The 18,155-nt window shown below is 42.4% G+C and carries 21 protein-coding genes and 1 riboswitch; of the genes, 8 read left to right on the forward strand and 13 right to left on the reverse strand.

Annotated elements, in window-relative coordinates; translation table 11 throughout:
• Positions 1-27: 27 nt before the first annotated feature.
• Complete coding sequence (locus tag MHH65_RS14015; RefSeq protein ID WP_024426216.1) at positions 28-543, forward strand: gamma carbonic anhydrase family protein; 516 nt, start codon at positions 28-30, stop codon at positions 541-543.
• Positions 544-685: 142 nt separating this feature from the next.
• Here the strand turns inward: MHH65_RS14015 and asnB are convergent, their stop codons facing one another.
• Both asnB and metK read right to left on the reverse strand, forming a co-directional pair.
• Positions 686-2,584 carry an asparagine synthase (glutamine-hydrolyzing) gene (gene asnB / locus MHH65_RS14020; RefSeq protein WP_046312154.1) on the reverse strand — a complete coding sequence of 633 codons (1,899 nt, stop codon included), beginning with the start codon at positions 2,582-2,584 and terminating at the stop codon, positions 686-688.
• Between the two features lie 148 nt (positions 2,585-2,732).
• Positions 2,733-3,935: a methionine adenosyltransferase gene (gene metK / locus MHH65_RS14025; protein WP_034279424.1), complete on the reverse strand. Its 1,203-nt coding sequence runs from the start codon at positions 3,933-3,935 to the stop codon at positions 2,733-2,735.
• Positions 3,936-4,130: 195 nt separating this feature from the next.
• Positions 4,131-4,265: riboswitch (SAM riboswitch) on the reverse strand.
• 226 nt (positions 4,266-4,491) lie between these two features.
• Here metK and pckA point away from each other — a divergent pair.
• Positions 4,492-6,078, forward strand: coding sequence for a phosphoenolpyruvate carboxykinase (ATP) (gene pckA, locus MHH65_RS14030; RefSeq protein WP_024424910.1), 1,587 nt, complete (start codon positions 4,492-4,494; stop codon positions 6,076-6,078).
• A gap of 42 nt (positions 6,079-6,120) precedes the next feature.
• Here pckA and MHH65_RS14035 read toward each other — a convergent pair whose 3' ends face one another.
• From MHH65_RS14035 to MHH65_RS14060, 6 genes are read right to left on the reverse strand one after another with little or no spacing between them, the layout of a single operon-like run.
• A complete protein-coding gene (locus MHH65_RS14035; RefSeq protein WP_025092385.1) occupies positions 6,121-6,363 on the reverse strand; it encodes a DUF2584 domain-containing protein in 243 nt (80 codons plus the stop codon).
• A 39-nt stretch (positions 6,364-6,402) separates the two neighbouring features.
• Positions 6,403-7,197 (reverse strand): prolyl oligopeptidase family serine peptidase, encoded by a 795-nt coding sequence (locus MHH65_RS14040; RefSeq protein WP_041107366.1) that lies wholly within the window; start codon positions 7,195-7,197, stop codon positions 6,403-6,405.
• A 26-nt stretch (positions 7,198-7,223) separates the two neighbouring features.
• Positions 7,224-8,705, reverse strand: a complete 1,482-nt coding sequence (gene crtI, locus MHH65_RS14045; protein ID WP_098677211.1) for a phytoene desaturase family protein — start codon at positions 8,703-8,705, stop codon at positions 7,224-7,226.
• A complete protein-coding gene (locus MHH65_RS14050) occupies positions 8,702-9,829 on the reverse strand; it encodes a glycosyltransferase (protein ID WP_268414264.1) in 1,128 nt (375 codons plus the stop codon). Before MHH65_RS14050 ends, crtI begins: the two co-directional genes overlap by 4 nt.
• Positions 9,814-10,560, reverse strand: a complete 747-nt coding sequence (locus MHH65_RS14055) for a lysophospholipid acyltransferase family protein (RefSeq protein ID WP_065214487.1) — start codon at positions 10,558-10,560, stop codon at positions 9,814-9,816. The genes MHH65_RS14050 and MHH65_RS14055 overlap by 16 nt, the downstream gene beginning before the upstream one ends.
• Positions 10,529-11,257, reverse strand: a complete 729-nt coding sequence (locus MHH65_RS14060; protein ID WP_065214486.1) for a carotenoid biosynthesis protein — start codon at positions 11,255-11,257, stop codon at positions 10,529-10,531. Before MHH65_RS14060 ends, MHH65_RS14055 begins: the two co-directional genes overlap by 32 nt.
• 174 nt (positions 11,258-11,431) lie before the next feature.
• Here MHH65_RS14060 and MHH65_RS14065 point away from each other — a divergent pair, with 174 nt between their 5' ends.
• The 3 genes from MHH65_RS14065 to MHH65_RS14075 are packed head-to-tail and all read left to right on the forward strand — an operon-like array spanning position 11,432 to position 14,000.
• Positions 11,432-12,433, forward strand: coding sequence for an ABC transporter substrate-binding protein (locus MHH65_RS14065; RefSeq protein WP_251231931.1), 1,002 nt, complete (start codon positions 11,432-11,434; stop codon positions 12,431-12,433).
• A gap of 15 nt (positions 12,434-12,448) precedes the next feature.
• The gene (locus tag MHH65_RS14070) at positions 12,449-13,219 is read left to right on the forward strand and encodes an ABC transporter ATP-binding protein (protein WP_046312169.1); all 771 of its coding nucleotides are present in this window, start codon (positions 12,449-12,451) and stop codon (positions 13,217-13,219) included.
• Complete coding sequence (locus MHH65_RS14075; protein WP_039180873.1) at positions 13,206-14,000, forward strand: ABC transporter permease; 795 nt, start codon at positions 13,206-13,208, stop codon at positions 13,998-14,000. Before MHH65_RS14070 ends, MHH65_RS14075 begins: the two co-directional genes overlap by 14 nt.
• A 31-nt stretch (positions 14,001-14,031) precedes the next feature.
• Here MHH65_RS14075 and ytkD read toward each other — a convergent pair whose 3' ends face one another.
• A complete protein-coding gene (ytkD, locus tag MHH65_RS14080) occupies positions 14,032-14,508 on the reverse strand; it encodes an RNA deprotection pyrophosphohydrolase (protein WP_025093666.1) in 477 nt (158 codons plus the stop codon).
• Positions 14,509-14,756: 248 nt separating this feature from the next.
• Between ytkD and MHH65_RS14085 the strand changes: the two genes are divergently transcribed.
• Positions 14,757-15,368, forward strand: a complete 612-nt coding sequence (locus tag MHH65_RS14085) for a TerD family protein (RefSeq protein ID WP_268414269.1) — start codon at positions 14,757-14,759, stop codon at positions 15,366-15,368.
• A gap of 22 nt (positions 15,369-15,390) precedes the next feature.
• Complete coding sequence (locus MHH65_RS14090; protein WP_024424922.1) at positions 15,391-16,176, forward strand: AIM24 family protein; 786 nt, start codon at positions 15,391-15,393, stop codon at positions 16,174-16,176.
• A 28-nt stretch (positions 16,177-16,204) separates the two neighbouring features.
• Here MHH65_RS14090 and MHH65_RS14095 read toward each other — a convergent pair whose 3' ends face one another.
• The 4 genes from MHH65_RS14095 to MHH65_RS14110 all read right to left on the reverse strand — a co-directional run bounded on the left by MHH65_RS14095 (position 16,205) and on the right by MHH65_RS14110 (position 17,872).
• Positions 16,205-16,513, reverse strand: coding sequence for a hypothetical protein (locus tag MHH65_RS14095; RefSeq protein WP_024425787.1), 309 nt, complete (start codon positions 16,511-16,513; stop codon positions 16,205-16,207).
• A 43-nt stretch (positions 16,514-16,556) separates the two neighbouring features.
• Positions 16,557-16,961, reverse strand: a complete 405-nt coding sequence (locus MHH65_RS14100) for a phage holin family protein (RefSeq protein ID WP_034279395.1) — start codon at positions 16,959-16,961, stop codon at positions 16,557-16,559.
• 155 nt (positions 16,962-17,116) lie between these two features.
• Positions 17,117-17,308 (reverse strand): hypothetical protein, encoded by a 192-nt coding sequence (locus tag MHH65_RS14105; protein ID WP_024424925.1) that lies wholly within the window; start codon positions 17,306-17,308, stop codon positions 17,117-17,119.
• Positions 17,309-17,434: 126 nt separating this feature from the next.
• Positions 17,435-17,872: a Dps family protein gene (locus tag MHH65_RS14110; RefSeq protein WP_024424926.1), complete on the reverse strand. Its 438-nt coding sequence runs from the start codon at positions 17,870-17,872 to the stop codon at positions 17,435-17,437.
• Positions 17,873-18,003: 131 nt separating this feature from the next.
• Here MHH65_RS14110 and ytzI point away from each other — a divergent pair, with 131 nt between their 5' ends.
• A complete protein-coding gene (gene ytzI / locus MHH65_RS14115) occupies positions 18,004-18,150 on the forward strand; it encodes a YtzI protein (RefSeq protein WP_003217544.1) in 147 nt (48 codons plus the stop codon).
• The last annotated feature ends 5 nt before the right edge of the window (positions 18,151-18,155 follow it).

The raw sequence follows: 18,155 nt of genomic DNA on the forward strand, positions 1-18,155 counted from the left end.
GTTGTATTAAGAAAGGAAGTCGAAAAAGTGATTTATCCATATCATCAGTTTACACCTGAGATTCATGAATCGGTCTTTGTCGCAGATAACGCCACCATTACCGGTGATGTCACAATTGGAGAATATTCGAGCGTGTGGTTCCAAACCGTCATCAGAGGCGATGTTGCACCTGTGAGAATTGGAAAGAACGTCAACATTCAAGATTTATCGTGCCTGCATCAAAGTCCTGGAAAAACACTTCTTATTGAAGATGGTGCTACCATTGGACACCAAGTCACATTACATAGCTCAATCATTCGAAAAAATGCCCTCATTGGCATGGGGTCTATCATTCTCGATGGTGCGGAGATTGGCGAAGGCGCCTTTATCGGTGCAGGAAGTCTTGTCCCTCAAGGAAAGGTCATCCCAAAAGGATCACTCGCTTTTGGCCGTCCAGCCAAAGTCGTTCGGCTGTTAACAGATGAAGATATCCAAGACATGGACCGAATCCGCAGAGAATATGTAGAAAAAGGACAATACTATCGTTCCCTTTTATCTCGTTAACATCATACGTGTATCTTCACTTTATCATGTTTTTTTCAGGATATTAAGCAATAACTATGAACCGCTTGTTATTTTACCCTTTTCCGCCACTTTCTATCATGACAAAAAAGGTTTTCAGCACAAAGCTGAAAACCTTTTTTCATTAACTGAAGATGACTTCTTTCGGTTGATGATTCAATTGCTCTGGATCAATACTGCGCTCGACATAAATGCTGTGCCAAATCATAAAAATCAGGACGGTCCAAATCTTACGGCTATGATCTGCTTTACCAGCACAATGTTCATTTAATAAATCAAGCACATACGCTTTGTTAATATATTCGTCAGTTTGACTGTTTTTAATGATGTCTTTCGCCCAAGCGTTCATCTCATTTTTCAGCCAATGACGAATTGGAACAGGGAAGCCAAGCTTCTTGCGGTTTAACACATGATCAGGCACAATGCCTTCTGCTGCTTTACGCAATAAATATTTCGTTGTGCCATCTTTTGTTTTCAGCTCTTCTGGAATTTTAGAAGCCGCTTCAAATACGACCTTATCAAGGAAAGGAACGCGAAGCTCAAGAGAATTCGCCATTGTCATCTTATCTGCTTTCAGTAAGATGTCCCCGCGCATCCACGTATGAATATCAACATATTGCATTTTGTTAATATCACTGTAGCCTGCACTTTCCTCGAAGTATGTCTTCGTCACATCACGATACGTAATGTTCGGATCATACTGCTTTAAGAGGTTTTTCTTTACTGGCTCTTCAAAGATTTTCGCATTACCGATATAACGTTCCTCTAATGGTGTACAGCCGCGGACGATAAAGCTTTTTCCTTTCATTCCTTCTGGCATTAAGCGCGCCAGACGAAGAAGAAGCTTTTTCAGCATAGATGGAACAGATTCAAATGGTTTAAGAGAAAGCGGCTCACGGTAAATATTATATCCACCGAACAGCTCGTCTGCTCCCTCACCAGAAAGAACGACCGTCACTTGTTTCTTCGCTTCCTTTGCCACGAAATACAATGGAATCGCCGCCGGATCAGCTAAAGGATCATCTAAATGCCAAACAATTTTCGGAAGCTCATTCATATATTCTTCAGGAGAAATTACCGCGCTGAAGTTTTGTAAGCCCAGCTTATCAGCCGTTTCCTTCGCTACATCAACTTCACTAAAGCCATCCTGCTGGAAACCAACAGAAAACGTCTTCAGCTCAGGATGAAATTCCTTTGCGACAGATACGATGAAAGAAGAATCGATACCACCTGATAGGAATGAACCAACAGGAACATCACTTCTCATATGAACTTTCACAGAATCATAGATTGCATCGCGGACTTCTTCAATCAGCTTTTGTTCTTGTGTTTGCTCAGGCTTGAATTGAACTTTCCAGTAAGTCTTAAATTCAATCTCCTGTCCTGGGCGTAAAGTAAACTGATGACCTGGCTCTACTTTGTGCACCTTTTGATCAAGTGTATTTGGCTCAGGTACGAACTGGAATGACATGTATTGCTGCAAAGCAGTCTCATCAAATAAAATGTTCTCGTTCACTGCCATCAAGCTTTTGCGTTCAGATGCAAAGTACACTTGCTCATCCATTTGTGTAAAATAAAGCGGTTTGATGCCGAAAGGATCTCTTGCGCCATATAATAATTGCGCTTCTTTATCCCAAATTAAAAATGCAAACATGCCGCGAAGCTTAGAAGCCGCTTCTTCTTTATAATGACGGTATGTAGCAAGAAGTACTTCCGTATCAGAATCTGTGCTGAACGTATAGCCTTTTTTCACAAGCTCTTCCTTCAGCTCCACATAGTTATAAATTTCTCCGTTGAAAATAATCCAATACTTTTCATCTTCATAAGAAAGCGGCTGCTTTCCGTGCTCAACATCTATAATACTTAAACGTCTAAATCCAAATCCTACATGCTCATCATGAAAGTAACCCTCATCATCCGGACCACGATGAACGATGAGACGATTCATTTGTTTAATTAGCTCTTCCTGTTCAGTAGTTTCGGACAATGGACGGTGATTAAATACACCAACAAACCCACACATATTATTGCCTCCACGTTATGTTATTTCTTAAAAGTAGACCTATAATTAGACAGTATTTTGTCCGATTTTGTTTCACATTTTTTCGCTTTTTGAAGATTTTTTTTTAATCAAAAGGAAAACCGCTTAAAATAAGCGGTTTTTTATGTTGTTATTGTCCCAATGCTTCTTTGCGAAGTGTATCGGCTTTATCCGTTTTTTCCCACGGAAGATCTAAGTCGTGACGGCCGAAATGTCCGTATGCAGCTGTTTGTTTGTAGATCGGACGGCGCAGGTCTAGCATTTTAATAATGCCAGCTGGACGAAGATCAAAGTTTGCACGAACCACTTCAATTAATTTTTCTTCTGAAGCTTTTCCTGTCCCGAATGTATCAATTGAAATCGATACAGGCTGTGCAACCCCAATTGCATAAGCAAGCTGTACTTCACAAGAATCTGCAAGGCCGGCAGCTACGATGTTTTTCGCTACGTAACGAGCAGCGTATGCCGCAGAACGGTCAACCTTCGTTGCATCCTTACCTGAGAAAGCACCGCCTCCATGACGAGCGTATCCGCCATACGTATCAACGATGATTTTACGTCCAGTTAAACCAGCATCCCCTTGAGGTCCTCCGATCACGAAACGGCCAGTTGGGTTAATGAAGTATTTTGTCTGTTCATCAATCAGTTCACTTGGAACGACAGGACTGATGACATGCTCTTTTAAGTCACTTTGAATTTGTTCAAGCGTCACTTCTGGTGCATGCTGCGTAGAAATAACCACTGTGTCAATACGAACTGGTTTGTTTTGCTCATCATATTCAACTGTGACTTGTGTTTTTCCGTCTGGACGAAGGTATGCAAGTGTTTCATCTTTACGTACTTCTGTTAAACGGCGAGATAATTTATGCGCTAGTGAAATCGGCAGCGGCATGAGCTCTTCGGTTTCGTTGTTGGCAAAACCAAACATCAATCCTTGGTCACCTGCACCAATCGCATCAATTTCTTCTTCCGTCATTGTTCCTTCACGTGCTTCAAGCGCTTTGTCTACACCTTGCGCAATATCAGCAGACTGTTCATCAATTGATGTAAGTACAGCACATGTTTCCGCATCAAAACCATATTTCGCACGTGTGTAGCCAATTTCCTTAATTGTGTCACGCACCGTCTTTGGAATATCGACATAAGTAGACGTTGTAATTTCACCGCTTACTAATACGAGACCGGTTGTAACAGAAGTTTCACAGGCAACACGTGCATTTGGATCTTTCTTTAAAATTTCATCCAAAATGCTGTCTGAAATTTGATCACAGATTTTATCCGGATGTCCTTCTGTCACTGATTCTGAAGTAAATAAACGACGATTTTGACTCATAATGGCTATTTCCTCCTGTACAAGACCACATCATCCCAAGATGAGGCCTCCAATATGATACGGAACTCGTTCCCTCTTATATTTGAAAACGTTTATATTAGAGATGTTATTGGCAATTTGTTCATATGATATCCCAAAAATAAAAAAACCATTTCCTTCATTGCGAGGAAAGGGTCTGAGATCGCATGCCTTTCACTCTTATCGCTCAAGGTGTTCTTGTACCTTGCATCAGGTTAGCACCTTGGTTTCTCAGCATTTTCATGCCTTTTAAATAAGAAACCGGTTGCTGGGCTTCATCGGGCCTGTCCCTCCACCAACTCGGGATAAGAGTATCCGTTCAATAAGATATCTTATCTTAAACCCTTGCGTCATGTCAATGCTTCATAAGAATTATCTCCCTCTTTTTTCTCCTCACCATTAGCATCACCAAAAAGCATATTTTCATAGCAGAAATGAAAAAACACACACAAAAATTTTTAAATAGTATAGACTATTATTATTAATGTGTTATACTAATCGAAACAAACAAATTCAACGGTAAAGGAAGGGTTTTTTTATGAACTCAGTGGATTTAAAAGAAGATTTGCAGTCATTGCTCTCATTAGAAAATACGCACCAAAATTTATCTGTTCCGAAACTTGTTGAAAAGATTTTGGCACGTAATGAAGGCGTTTTAACATCAACTGGAGCTGTCCGCGCTACAACTGGAGCCTACACAGGACGTTCGCCTAAAGATAAATTTATCGTCAAAGAAGAAAGCTCTGAACATAAAATCGATTGGGGTCAAGTAAACCAGCCGATCTCCAAAGAAGCATTTGACCGTTTATATACAAAGGTTGTGTCATACTTAAAAGAACGTGATGAACTATTCGTCTTTGAAGGGTTTGCAGGCGCTGACGAAAGATATCGTATGCCGATTACAGTTGTAAACGAATTCGCATGGCACAATCTTTTTGCCAAGCAGCTATTTATCAGACCTGACGGGTCAACACCTTCTTCAAACGAAAAACCTTTCACCATCTTATCTGCACCGCACTTTAAAGCAGATCCTGCAACAGATGGCACAAACTCTGAAACGTTTATCATCGTTTCTTTTGAAAAACGCACGATTCTTATCGGTGGAACAGAATATGCAGGAGAAATGAAAAAGTCCATTTTCTCTGTGATGAACTACCTGCTTCCTGAGCAAGATATTTTATCCATGCACTGCTCAGCAAACGTAGGTCAAGAAGGCGATGTGGCCCTATTCTTCGGACTTTCAGGTACGGGGAAAACGACGCTTTCTGCAAGCGCAAGCCGCAAGCTGATCGGAGACGATGAACACGGCTGGTCTGGCACAGGGGTCTTCAATATCGAGGGCGGATGCTATGCGAAATGTGTGAACTTAAGTGAAGAAAAAGAACCTCAGATCTACAAAGCGATCAGCTTCGGATCAGTTCTTGAGAACGTTGTGCTTGATGAAGAAACACGTGAAGCGGATTATGATGATACTTTCTTTACTGAAAATACACGCGCTGCTTACCCAATCGAAATGATTGATAACATCGTGAAACCAAGTATCGCAGGACATCCATCTGCCATTGTCTTTTTAACAGCGGATGCGTTTGGCGTCTTACCTCCAATCAGCCGTTTAACAAAAGAGCAGGCAATGTACCATTTCTTGAGCGGGTACACAAGTAAATTAGCTGGAACTGAGCGCGGTGTCACATCACCAGAAACGACATTCTCTACTTGCTTCGGTTCACCATTCCTTCCGCTTCCAGCTCACGTCTATGCTGAAATGCTTGGCAAAAAGATTGATGAGCACGGTGCAAAAGTATTCCTTGTGAATACAGGCTGGACTGGCGGAGGCTACGGTACAGGCAAACGAATGAATCTCGCTCATACAAGAGCAATGGTGCAGGCAGCAATCGAAGGTGACCTTGACAATGCCGAGATGATTACTGATGACATCTTTGGCTTACACATCCCGCTTCATATTCCTGGTGTACCAGATGAAGTGCTTCAACCTGCTAAAACATGGGATGACCAAGAGGCTTATCAAGAAAAAGCACACTTCCTTGCCAATGAATTTAAAAAGAACTTCCAAAAATTCAGCCACGCGGCAAGTGACATTGAAGCCAAAGGCGGTCCACTCGTATAACCAAATGAAAAAAGCTGAGGAGAATAAAATCCCTCAGCTTTTTTAGTTTGTTGAATGCAGGGACACAAGACGGTACGTCACCTTCGTGACATTGTCTGTCAGCTCCAGCTTTTCAACATGTGCAGTCCCTGTTTTTTCTCCGTCTTTCGTTTTGCGCACCTCAAGTGGAATATTTAATGGATAAATGCGGTATCCATCCTTCATGAGTTCAAATACATTTTCTTCAATTCTTGTCTCTTTTCCCTTTGTGACAATCATTGTATTAAATTCAACAGGCATTCCCATAATGAAAATCCCCCTACTTTCTATATTTCGTTATACTGCTTATTTTACCACATTTCCGCTTTTTCGGCTGTGCATCCATGTGGTCAGCCTTCTCACAATTTCTCGATTATGCTGCGGCGGGAAATAGTGGTTGTATCCGTGGAAATACCATGTTTCCACGGATTTCCCGTGCTGGCGCAGCGCATCTTCTAACAAATACGCATGCTCAATCGATACATTTTGATCCTCTTCTCCGTGGATGATAAGGACAGGTGCTTCAATTTTGTCCACATCATTTAAAGGGGTTCTGTTCTCATATGCCTCTGGCACCTTATGCGGCGGGCCGCCAATCACACGCTTCATCATCCGTCTCATATCCACACGCTCTTCATAAGTCAGTTTCATATCACTGACGCCTCCCCATGTGACAAAGGAAGCTGCCTCTTGTTTCATTTCAACAGCGGTCCAGATGCCCATAATACCGCCTCGCGAAAAACCAAAGATATGAATGCGGTCCTTCTTCACTTTTTTGTGCTGTTTTAAAAGCTGAAAGGCAGCGAACGCATCTTTTCGATCTTCTCCGGCAAAATCTTCGTTCCCTTCGCCTCCTTGGTTTCCCCGGTAAAAGGGAGCAAAGACGACAAAGCCCTGCGCGGCAAATTGCACAATCCGGCCTGGTCTGACCATCCCCACATTTTTAATGCCGCCTCGTAAATACAAAAAGCCGTCGTAGAAACCTTCTCCGGCCGGTTCAGCGAGCAGCCCTTTCATCCGAAGTCCATCTGCCTCATAGGTCACTGTATATAAGTGAATATGCGGATGGGGCGACGGAAACCTTCTTTTTTCCACAATCACTCGATTTCTCTCCTTTTCATCTTTGATTACGTCCATTGCTTCAGCATCGCTTCTGCGACAAGCTGGCCTGATTTTGTCACCATCGGCGTGCCGCCGCCAGGATGACTTGTTCCCCCAACAAACCAAAGTCCTTCAATATCCTTTGACTGATTATTGATGCGAAAGAACGCCTGTTTGAACGAGTTTGAAGACATGCCATAAATGGCTCCACGATATGCCCCCGTTTTCTGCTGCAGATCGAGCGGGGTTTGAACCGCTTCATATTCGATAAGCTCATCCAAATCAAAAAGACCTTTTTCCATTAATTTGTTTTTTACATGCTGACGATATGTCTCCTTTAGCATGTCCCAATCTTGCTCTTTTGTCATATAAGGTGCATTGGCCAGTACAAACAGGTTGCTTCTTCCCGGTCCTCCGCTTAAAGCTGGTTCTGAATAACCTGAATAGCATATGTAAAGCGCTGGGTCTTGAGGCAGCTGTTTTTTCTGAAAAATATCCTTGAATTCTTGCTCATAATCCTCAGGGAAAAACACATTGTGATGGGCCAGCTGTTCATAGACTTTAGGTACACCTAATAAGAGAACAAAGCCCGACAACGACGGTTCAATGCCAGACAGTTTTTGATTTAAATAACGAGGACGGTTTTTTTCATCTATGAGATGACGGTATACAGTCAGCGCATCTGCTCCTGCAATGACTTGATCTGCCTCATACATCTGCTGATCCGTTTCCACTCCTTTGACCTGCCGATCCTTCACATGAATCTTGTTCACTTGTTCATTGAGGTGAATCTGAACACCTAATTCTTTTGCCAGTATCTCAAATGCCTCAACTAAACGATATGTACCGCCCTGTATTCCATAAATCCCTTTCTCCCCTTCTAAATACGCCATCATATTAAAAATAGCCGGTGCCTCGTAGGGAGAGGAGCCAATATAAGTAGCATACCGTCCAAACATCGCCAATGTATGGGGGTGACGGAAATATTGACGCAGCAGGCGCTGAACGGATGTGAACGGTTTGACAGCGAGAAGTGCTTTCATCAGCTTTAAATCCGCCTTATCCTTCCAGCTCAATAACAGACGATTTAAAAACTGCTCCTCTGCCTTTTGAAAAAGCGCCTTTGATTCCTGCAAAAATGCACGGTATTGCTTCGCATCTTCAGGACTGAATGCAGCAATTTGTGATTCCATTTGCTCCATATTCGGCGTAAACTCGACCGTATGTCCATCTGGAAAAAAATTTTTGGTAAGCGGAGAAATCGGATAAAAGGTCACATAATCCTCCATCCGTCTATGACAGGCTGTAAACACTTCTTCAAAATATGTCTTCATTGTAATGGTACTCGGTCCTAAATCAAAAGAGTAGCCTGCTCCGTGATGGCGCTGCAATTTCCCGCCTAAAGTCGCTTCTTTTTCTAAAATGGTGACCTGAACCCCGCGTGACTGTAGACGGATCGCGGCTGATAATCCGCCAAATCCGCCGCCGATGATGATCACTTTTTTCATTCGTACCTTCTCCCTTTCCATTCATACCCTTCTTTTTTCAGCCCGATTTTCATAGAAGCAAAGCCAATGGCGATCAGACTTAAAATACTGACCGGCAATAAAAAAGCCATCGCAGATGTCCGCCCGTTTTCAATATCAATTGCCGCTTTAATCGACACACCCAGCCCATAGCAAAGAATGGCTAAGCATATGCTCAAAACATCCAGCTGAAACAATGCGATCATGAAACAAATGACAGGAACCAAATAAAGGAGGGTGTATAAACAAAAGACAGTGCTTAACAGAGGAATGCTTCGATTCACACCCGGGAACAAATTTTTCCGGTAACCTTCCCAAACCTCTTGTCCACTTTCATACATTCTCATATACACAAATGGATGAATGCTTGCAAGTGTGAACGGAAAACCTTTTTCCTTCACCCGTTTAGCCAAAGCCATATCATCAACGAGTGAATCCTTGATCGCTTTATGCCCGCCAATGTCGTGATAACAATTCTTTTCAATGGCAATAAAACCGCCATGTGCTGCGGCAAAAGCGGGGTTCTTAGATTTTCTTATCCATTTCACTGGCAGATGACAGCCAATGGTAAACATCATCATAGGAACCACAAGATGCTCAAACAATGTGCCTGTTTTTTGTTCTGGAAAACCTGACAGCAGGCCCGTTTTTTGCATACATAACTGCTTGTATACTGATTCAACTGCCCCTTTTTTTAACCGGACATCCGCATCTAAAAATAGCAGCCAGTCAGAAGCTGCTGCCTCTGCGAGCTGAGAGCAGGCATATGATTTACCAAGCCAGCCCCGCTGTAATGGCTGACCTGACTGGACACGGATCCACGGATATGTTTCTGCGAACCGCTCCACCATCGCTCTTGTCTGATCTGTCGAATGGTCATCAAGTACGATAAGCTCTTTCGGGTAAAGACGTTGATCAACGATCGACTGAAGACAGGCTTTTATCCTTTTTTCCTCATTTCTCGCTGGAATCAGAATCGATAACGAAATAGGTTCACCCGGCGAAAAGGATGCTGGCTTTAAAACAGGAAGCTGCCTCATATTCCATATGGTGAAAATAAACTGACAGAGCAAGAGTACACTGATCACGATTAAGAAGACCGCCATGTTTTCACCCACTTTTTAAAGGAATCAAACGCATCACTTGTTGATTGACTTGTCCTTGTCATCTGTCTAAATTCTTGATTGGTTGAAAAATCAGGGTCAGCGATGACCTGTGCTTGATGTGCGTTTAACTGCGTTTCAAGGAGATCCCTAAGCAGATGCGTCACGTCCTTGCTTCGAAGTTCTCCGCCAGATACAAAGGTATCTTCACCAAACACAGCAGATACTGTCGGCTTTTGAAATTGATTAAATGTATAATGCAAGGTCACAGGCTTCACCACGACTTGCTCAAATTGTCTCACTAAAAAAGAAGCCCCGCCCTCCAATTCAAGCGGCCGCACATCCTGATGCATGATTTTCCCCTGTGGAAAAAGCCATACAGCCCTGCCAGCCTGCATGTTCTCTTTTGCCATCATTAATGCTTGCTTCACACTTTTCAGATTCTCTTTCTGAACCGGAAAGGCACCAAGCTTTCGGAAAAAGGCATATTGCTTCAGCTGTTTCTCCTCCATCATCATATAGTGATCGAGTTCGGACGCTTTTTCTGTTAAAAGAAAGATGATCAGTCCATCCCACCAGGAGCTATGATTAGCGAGATAAAGAACAGGCAGCTTCTCGTTTGGGTCCACAGCGCCTTTCATCATCACGCAGCGGAAATGTTTATGAAGTAAATACCGCTCAAGATAAAGAGAAAATATACGTCTAAACGATCGGCTTTTGTCGCTTTCTTTCAAATTGAACCCTTCCTTCACATAAAATAACAATGATTAGCGCTAAATAAAAAATGACATCGAGCCCGCCCTTTAATGCCAGCACACCAAAAAAGAACACCATTGCCTGATAAATACGGCTCGTCCAGCTGAGGGCCTTTTGACCAACATGAACAAGCGGGAAGAGAAAGGAAAGTCCTGCTCCAATCATACCCCAGCTCACAAAATTCTCAAAAGGAATACCATAAAAACCACCGCCGTCATACCACACCCAAAATTTCCGTTCAGCCGCTACTGGGTCTAATATGAGGTCAAGCAAGACAATCCATATCCCCGTTTCGACAGCTCGTTTCCATTTCGACTGCTGAGTGGATAAAAAAAGGCTGTTTAAAAACACACCAACCCATGCAAAAGCAATGGTTAAAGGCACTCCTGCCACTAGAAAACCTAACGTCGGATAATAGTCATAGGCCCCGAAAGGAAAACCAGTTGTGATCCCTATCCATTCAACCGTAAATGTCAGCACACCGACAATGGCTGCCCTTTTGATCACACCAACCCATGCCCCATAAATATTTCGCCCAATCTCTATCACACAGCAGGCATACAGCACAAGGAAAATGCCATTTGCAAACTGAAGCCATGCTGGCACTTCAAAAGAGACCATTAATATGAGCCCTACTAAATACCATCCAAGAAATACCCAACTCACTCTATACACGAAACCGCCCCTTTATTTCTTCCAAATTCAAGAAAGTATTCATGCTTCTAGTATAGAAAAAAAGACACGTTCTATAAATAAACAATGCGCTTCTTATTTTCATCTAGGCACTCACCAAAAATCCCTTTTGACATACTTTAATTAGTGATCTAGAACAAAGGAGGCGAATTACTCTTGAATCGTTCCATCAAAGTCAGACTGGCATTCATCGTCGTTGTCCTGCTCTTTATTCCATTTGTCGCCTGTAAAAAAGAACAAGAGCAGACCGTACAAGTAGCCGAGGTGACCCATTCGGTTTTTTATGCTCCGCTCTATGTTGCCTTATCTGAGGATTTCTTCAAAGAAGAAGGGCTAGAGGTTGAATTAAAAACGACCTGGGGCGGCGATAAAACGATGACAGCTCTCTTATCCGGCGGTGCAGATATCGCCCTGACCGGATCTGAATCCTCTATCTATGTAGAGGCTCAAGACACAAAAGACTCTGTCATCAACTTTGCACAGCTGACACAAACAGACGGTACATTTCTTATTTCAAGGGAGAAAGTGAGCGAATTCTCTTGGGATCAATTAAAAGGAAAAGACTTTCTTGGACAGCGGAAAGGCGGCATGCCGCAAATGGTCGGTGAATATGTCCTGAAAAAGGAAGGCATTGATGTAAAAAAGGATCTCCGCATGATTCAAAATATTGATTTTGCCAACATTTCAGGTGCTTTCTCCTCTGGAACTGGCGATTTTGTGCAGTTATTCGAACCGACAGCATCCTTAATTGAAAAAGAAGGCAAAGGGTACATTACCGCCTCCTTTGGAGAGGCTTCCGGAAAGGTGCCGTATACCACCTTCATGGCAAAGAAGAGTTACTTAGAGGAAAACAAAGAGACAGCTGAAGCCTTCACTCGCGCCATTTACAAAGCGCAGAAATGGGTAGAATCCAAGCAGCCTGAGGAGATTGCCAAAACCATTCAATCTCATTTTCCTGACACAGAACTTGATGTTTTATCAACTGCCATTAAACGCTACAAACAGCAGGACTCCTATGCAGCAGATCCCCTTCTGAATGAAGAGGAATGGAACAAATTGCAGGAAATCATGAAGGAGAGCGATGAATTGCCGAAATTTATCCCGTACAAACAACTTGTCGATTCATCCATTGCAAAGAAGGTCACAGAACACAAATAGAATAGGAGGTAGCACATGTCTTTCCTTCAAATTGACCATGTGACCCACACGTACTTCTCTTTAAAAGAAAAAACAACGGCCATACAGCATATCAATATGGAGATAGACCAAGGAGAATTTATCTCATTTATTGGTCCCAGCGGCTGCGGAAAAACCACCCTGCTGTCTATCATTGCAGGAATAACGCCGCCCTCTGAAGGCCGAATTTTAATCGAAGGAAAAGAGCCGAATCAAAAGGAGCATCAAATCGGCTACATGCTCCAGCAAGATTATTTGTTCCCTTGGAAAACCATCAAGGAAAATATCATTCTCGGGTTAAAAATTACTAAGCAAGATTCACATGAAGCCACCTCCGCCGCTCTTGGCTTACTGCCTAAGCTTGGCCTTCATGATGTAGAGGAAAAATACCCGAAGGAGCTGTCAGGCGGTATGAGGCAGCGTGCGGCTCTCGCCCGAACGCTTGCAGTGAATCCCGGTCTGCTTTTACTAGATGAGCCCTTTTCAGCTCTAGACTACCAAACCAAACTCACTTTAGAGGATCTCGTCTTTCATACACTCAAAAACTATCAAAAAACAGCGGTTCTTGTGACACATGACATCGGCGAAGCCATTGCGATGAGTGATCGCATTTTCTTATTCTCAAAGCATCCTGGCTCGATACAGCGAATCTTTACCGTTCCAAATGATCTGAAGACTCTTTCTCCTTTCAAAGCGAGACAGACCCAGAGTTTCCAAGAGCTCTTTCAAACGATTTGGAAGGAGCTGAAAACAGTTGAAACACAGTGACCTTTTACATGAAGCCTATCGCAAAAAATACCGAATGGAAAAACGCATGACCCGAATCTATCAGTTCATTATTTTCGCCAGCTTCTTTTCGCTTTGGGAGCTTGCCAGTCATTTTCGCCTTATCGATCCACTGATATTTAGTTCACCATCAGCAGTCTGCCAATTGTTTGTACAAAAAATATCCGATGGGTCTTTAGTGAATCATATGAGTATTACATTATTTGAAACGGTGCTCGGATTTCTACTTGGTACCTTTTGCGGCATTTTGCTTGCTGCCGCCTTATGGTGGTCCACCCGCCTGGCAAACGTTCTTGATCCTTATTTAGTCATTTTAAATGCCATGCCAAAAGTTGCCCTCGCCCCGATTTTAATTGTTGCCCTTGGGCCTGGCATGATCAGCATCGTTGCCATGGGCGCAATCATTAGTGTGATCATTACGACAATCGTCATTTATACAGCCTTTCAAGAGGTCGATGAGAATTATTTAAAGGTGATGAAAACCTTTGGTGCGAAAAAAAGCGTCGTCTTTCGCGAGGTCATTTTGCCAGCTAGTATTCCAACGATGATTTCTGCGATCAAAGTCAATGTCGGCCTTTCTTGGGTTGGGGTTATTGTAGGGGAATTTCTTGTTTCCTCAAAAGGGCTCGGCTACATGATCATTTACGGTTTTCAAGTCTTCAACTTTACACTCGTGTTCTTAAGTCTTTTCATTATTGCCGTATTTGCGACCATCATGTACCAGCTTGTGGAATGGCTCGAACGCCGTTTTCTTCAAAAATAAAAAGCACAGGGATTGTCACCCTGCGCTTTTTTTAACGAATCAAACCGTTCTTTTCTAAATAAGCAAGACTTTGTCTTAACACATCATCTTTCATAATAAAACTGAAATTCTTATTTTTTGCGATGGATCTTGGCAAGTCTGCGAAAAGAACGGGTCCTTTCGTTTCAAAATACGTGTCTTGCTTCACTAGCTTTTCAATATCAGCGAAATAAATATTCTTGACAATGACCTTTTCTCTGCCCAGCACCTGATATTGACCAATATACGTTAATTCACGAACAACAGCACCCGTCTCTTCTTGAATCTCCCGTATAGCGGCTTGATCTGCTTCTTCATCCGGCTCAACTTTCCCCCCTGGAAACTCATAGCCCCGATCCTCATGTTCAGTGAGCAGCCATTTCCCTTGGTAGCGGCAGATGGCCCAAACATGCTTAGGATGACTTGAAAAAGGCTTCTCCTCAAAAGAGAGCTTGACCGTATTATGATAATAGTCTTTAAATACATGCATGTGAAATCCCTCATATCCTGTCCTTGCTTCTTGTAAAACATCATACCACAGATCACATTTATCTGAAGAATTTTTATCAAAAGTGAAACAAACGAGTGGTTCCAACTCGTCTTTATCTAAAATGAGGTATTGTTTCTAAAACCTTTTTATCATCTCCAACTTCACCCAATTTTAATCATGAAACCTTTTATCCCTATATGACGTAAATGAATCAGTGTTTGTCCTATGACAACGAGGAGGAAATCAGCATGAGTATAAAAAATGGGTCAAAACAAAACGCACCCCATGAGGTGATCAAGAAACACCTCGTGAAAGGGCAAAAGTTAGATTTAACAAAAGACAATCCAGCGGTCGACCAAATTCATATCGGGCTTGGCTGGGACCTGGCTGGTCAGCCAATTGATTTAGATACGCAAGTGTTTCTTTTAAATGAAGAGGACAAGCTGTTGTCTCCTAAGCATCTGATCTATTATCACCAGCAGCAAAGCTTAGATGGAGCTGTGCGTCATCTTGGTGATCATCAATTTGGCGGAGGGTATCGAGACAATGAAATGATTATTATGCAATTAAGCAGAGTCTCACCTGACATTCATAAAATTGTCGTCACAGCCACGATACATGATGCACACGAACGCCAGCATCATTTTGGACAAGTCACCAATGCCTACGTGCGACTTACGGATCAAATCTCGCAGCAAGAAATTTGTACCTTTCAGTTAACAGAGGATTATTCGTATTGTACATCCATTATATGCGCTGAACTCACGAGAGATCAGGAGGAATGGAAAATCACCGCGACCGGGCAAGGGACTACTCTAGATTTAAATGATTTATGCCGCATCTACAAATTTACATCTTGACGCAGGAAAGGAGCCGGCACCTATGGGATTTCATTTCAACACAATAGAAGAACTTACCTTACAAGCAGAAGGCAGCGGAATCTTTTTTGCCAAAAAAGGCGCCATGATTGCGGATCAAGGAAGTTTCCAATACCGCAAGCGATTACTTGGAACGAATAAAGGAAATATGGTCAGCCAAGTATTTAACCATATCAGCAGGAAATTCACAGGTGAAAACCTTGAGATGATGGAAGTGAGTGGACAAGGTACTTGCTACTTGGCGGATGCAAGCGAGCATGTAACAGTGATTAACCTTGAGCCAAGCGGTCCTTGGCAGCATGTAAGTGTAGAAAGTGAAGATTTACTTGCCTTTACTGAGGAATGCCATTACGGCGTCACACCAGTAGGCGTTGGTATTTTATCACAGAAAGGACTGTTTACATCAAAACTCTCTTATCAAGGGCACGGAGCGCAGGTCGCCATTAAAACGAATGGAAATCCGCTCATTTTAAAAGCCCCCTGCCGTGTAGACCCTGACGCAATTGTTGCTTGGACAGGCAAAGCACCGAAGGTCAAACTAGATGTGAACTGGAAGACTTTCATTGGACAAACATCTGGCGAATCCTACTTATTTGAGTTCCAGGAACAAGATCAAATCGTCATTATCCAGCCATCTGAGCGCACATCTGGGTTACGGGTGGGCTTAGATGATAATCGCTACAAACCTCAGAGCCAGAGCTCCTCTCATGAGTTCACCAATTCACAGCAGGAAAATAGAGGCGGCGGGATCAGCGATTTGATCGGAGGCATTTTACAACCGCGAAAATAAAGCATGTAGAGATTCTCTACATGCTTTTTCAATTCATCAAACCATTTGTCTCAATAAAGCTCCTTGTCTCTTCATTGCCGAGCTCATAAATCATTGTGTAAATCTCTTTTCTTTTTCTATCCATTTCATCATTTGGACTATCATAATGATATTCAAGAAACGGAACATGCGCCCGAAAGAAGCCTTTCCAATCTGTCATATACTGTTCATCGAAATAGTCTCTCAGCTGCAAAATTTGATCATCATCTGCTTCTATTTGAAATTGCCAAGCCGCTGCATCTCTATGCTGCGATATCGATCCATCTTGTACGGATACATAGTACGTGTGTCTCGCCATCTGAATCATCCTTTTTCCTTTAGTATGACCAGATATGAGGAAATTACGGCTTTTTGCGCAATTTATTTTTCAACATGTCCAATACATCAATAAACAACTGTGGAATGGGAACTCCAAGGGCTCTGGCTGTCGAGACGATTTGGTAAGATTCATAAATAATATAAAAGATGATCGCTAAATCCTTAATCGTCCCATTTGTCTTCAGCATGACATCGAAGAAATGCGCCATCGATATTAAGGAAACTGTCACGATCTTTCGAACAAGCCGCGTAAAAAACCGCTTCATTGTGAGCTGCCCAGTCAAAGATTCTCTTAGGCTTGAACAAATTAATTCAATAGCCATCAACGTCACTAAAATCATCAGTAAATATCCTGCTCCACCAAACAGAAAGCCCATCGCCGACAAACTCACTGTAACCAACGAAAAGATGCCTAAATCCTTGCTCACTTGGCATCAACATCCTTTCAAAGTGGAACTCCTTACCTCAATAGTATATGCCGAATTCTCGCAATAGCTTGGACGACAAAAAATAAAGGCGCTGTTATGTCCTCAGGGAGACGAATGAAACCAAAAAAAGCCGCCCCATGAGGCGGCTTCTCTTTTTAGACTCTGACATCAATAAATGAAGCATCTGAATCCTTTGGCTGAACAGCTTGAGGCTGCTGCTGCACTTGATCCAGCATCACCATAGCTTGTGCTGTATTCGTAGCAAGCTGTGAATTCAACAAACTAATATTGAGTGTCTTTTGAATGCTCGCTACTTGCTGACTCATCATTCCTGCAATAGAAGACATCTTCTTCCCTCCCTTCTCTTTTCTCTTCGGCTGAAAGCCCTATGATTTCAATGGGCTGTCTGTCCCGATTCCAATAAAAAAGAATGTCGGTCTATTTATGACCGACATTCTTTTCACATACGTGTATTATCCTAAATATGCTTTAAGCATCCAGTTGTGTTTTTCAATGGATTGATGAATCGCAAGCAGCATATCACCTGTAGTTTCATCGCCAACCTCTGCAGCCAGCTCCATTCCTTGCTTTAATTCCTCAGCGATATTGGAGAAATCATCATATAGATTTTTCACCATTTGCTCCGCTGATTCTTTGCCCTCTGCTTCTTGAATGCTGGAAATTTCTAAGCACTCTTTCATTGTCGCAACAGGCTGTCCATTTAAAGCAAGCATACGCTCAGCCAAATCATCAATATATGTAGCTGTTTCTGTATATAGTTCCTCAAATTTCTCATGGAGTGTAAAGAAATCTTTCCCCTTTACATACCAATGATAGTTATGTAATTTCACGTAAAGCACAGTCCAATCAGCTACTTGTTTATTGACGACGTTTAATAATTGTTCAGACATATTTATTCCTCCTTATGTAATTGCGTTTAGTATGAGAATACCCTTTTCTTATTATACTGAAACCTGCCGTCAATTTCTTCTATTTTGACTGCATGAAATATATGTTAATATGGAAATAAGGAGGGAGTTAGATGCTGTTACTTGGGATTATCAGCTTTATCATTATCTCAATCGTTGTCTTTTTATCATTGTGGACGACATCGAAGGCTTATGAATATAAGCATAAAGTCGATTCACCACAGGATGCAGAACCAAATCAACGTCCTAATCCAAAATAAATCCG

The sequence above is a fragment of the Bacillus sp. FSL L8-0654 genome (assembly GCF_038629965.1).
Lineage (GTDB): Bacteria > Bacillota > Bacilli > Bacillales > Bacillaceae > Bacillus > Bacillus safensis.

Excerpts from the sequence above, each read along its gene's own strand:
- pckA (WP_024424910.1), top strand. The coding sequence starts at position 4,492 with ATGAACTCAGTGGATTTAAAAGAAGATTTGCAGTCATTGCTCTCATTA.
- MHH65_RS14105 (WP_024424925.1), bottom strand. The coding sequence starts at position 17,308 with ATGTCTTCTATTGCAGGAATGATGAGTCAGCAAGTAGCGAGCATTCAA.
- asnB (WP_046312154.1), bottom strand. The coding sequence starts at position 2,584 with ATGTGTGGGTTTGTTGGTGTATTTAATCACCGTCCATTGTCCGAAACT.
- ytzI (WP_003217544.1), top strand. The coding sequence starts at position 18,004 with ATGCTGTTACTTGGGATTATCAGCTTTATCATTATCTCAATCGTTGTC.
- crtI (WP_098677211.1), bottom strand. The coding sequence starts at position 8,705 with ATGAAAAAAGTGATCATCATCGGCGGCGGATTTGGCGGATTATCAGCC.
- metK (WP_034279424.1), bottom strand. The coding sequence starts at position 3,935 with ATGAGTCAAAATCGTCGTTTATTTACTTCAGAATCAGTGACAGAAGGA.
- MHH65_RS14110 (WP_024424926.1), bottom strand. The coding sequence starts at position 17,872 with ATGTCTGAACAATTATTAAACGTCGTCAATAAACAAGTAGCTGATTGG.
- MHH65_RS14090 (WP_024424922.1), top strand. The coding sequence starts at position 15,391 with ATGGGATTTCATTTCAACACAATAGAAGAACTTACCTTACAAGCAGAA.
- ytkD (WP_025093666.1), bottom strand. The coding sequence starts at position 14,508 with ATGCATGTATTTAAAGACTATTATCATAATACGGTCAAGCTCTCTTTT.
- MHH65_RS14050 (WP_268414264.1), bottom strand. The coding sequence starts at position 9,829 with ATGGCGGTCTTCTTAATCGTGATCAGTGTACTCTTGCTCTGTCAGTTT.
- MHH65_RS14085 (WP_268414269.1), top strand. The coding sequence starts at position 14,757 with ATGAGTATAAAAAATGGGTCAAAACAAAACGCACCCCATGAGGTGATC.
- MHH65_RS14095 (WP_024425787.1), bottom strand. The coding sequence starts at position 16,513 with ATGGCGAGACACACGTACTATGTATCCGTACAAGATGGATCGATATCG.
- MHH65_RS14035 (WP_025092385.1), bottom strand. The coding sequence starts at position 6,363 with ATGGGAATGCCTGTTGAATTTAATACAATGATTGTCACAAAGGGAAAA.
- MHH65_RS14070 (WP_046312169.1), top strand. The coding sequence starts at position 12,449 with ATGTCTTTCCTTCAAATTGACCATGTGACCCACACGTACTTCTCTTTA.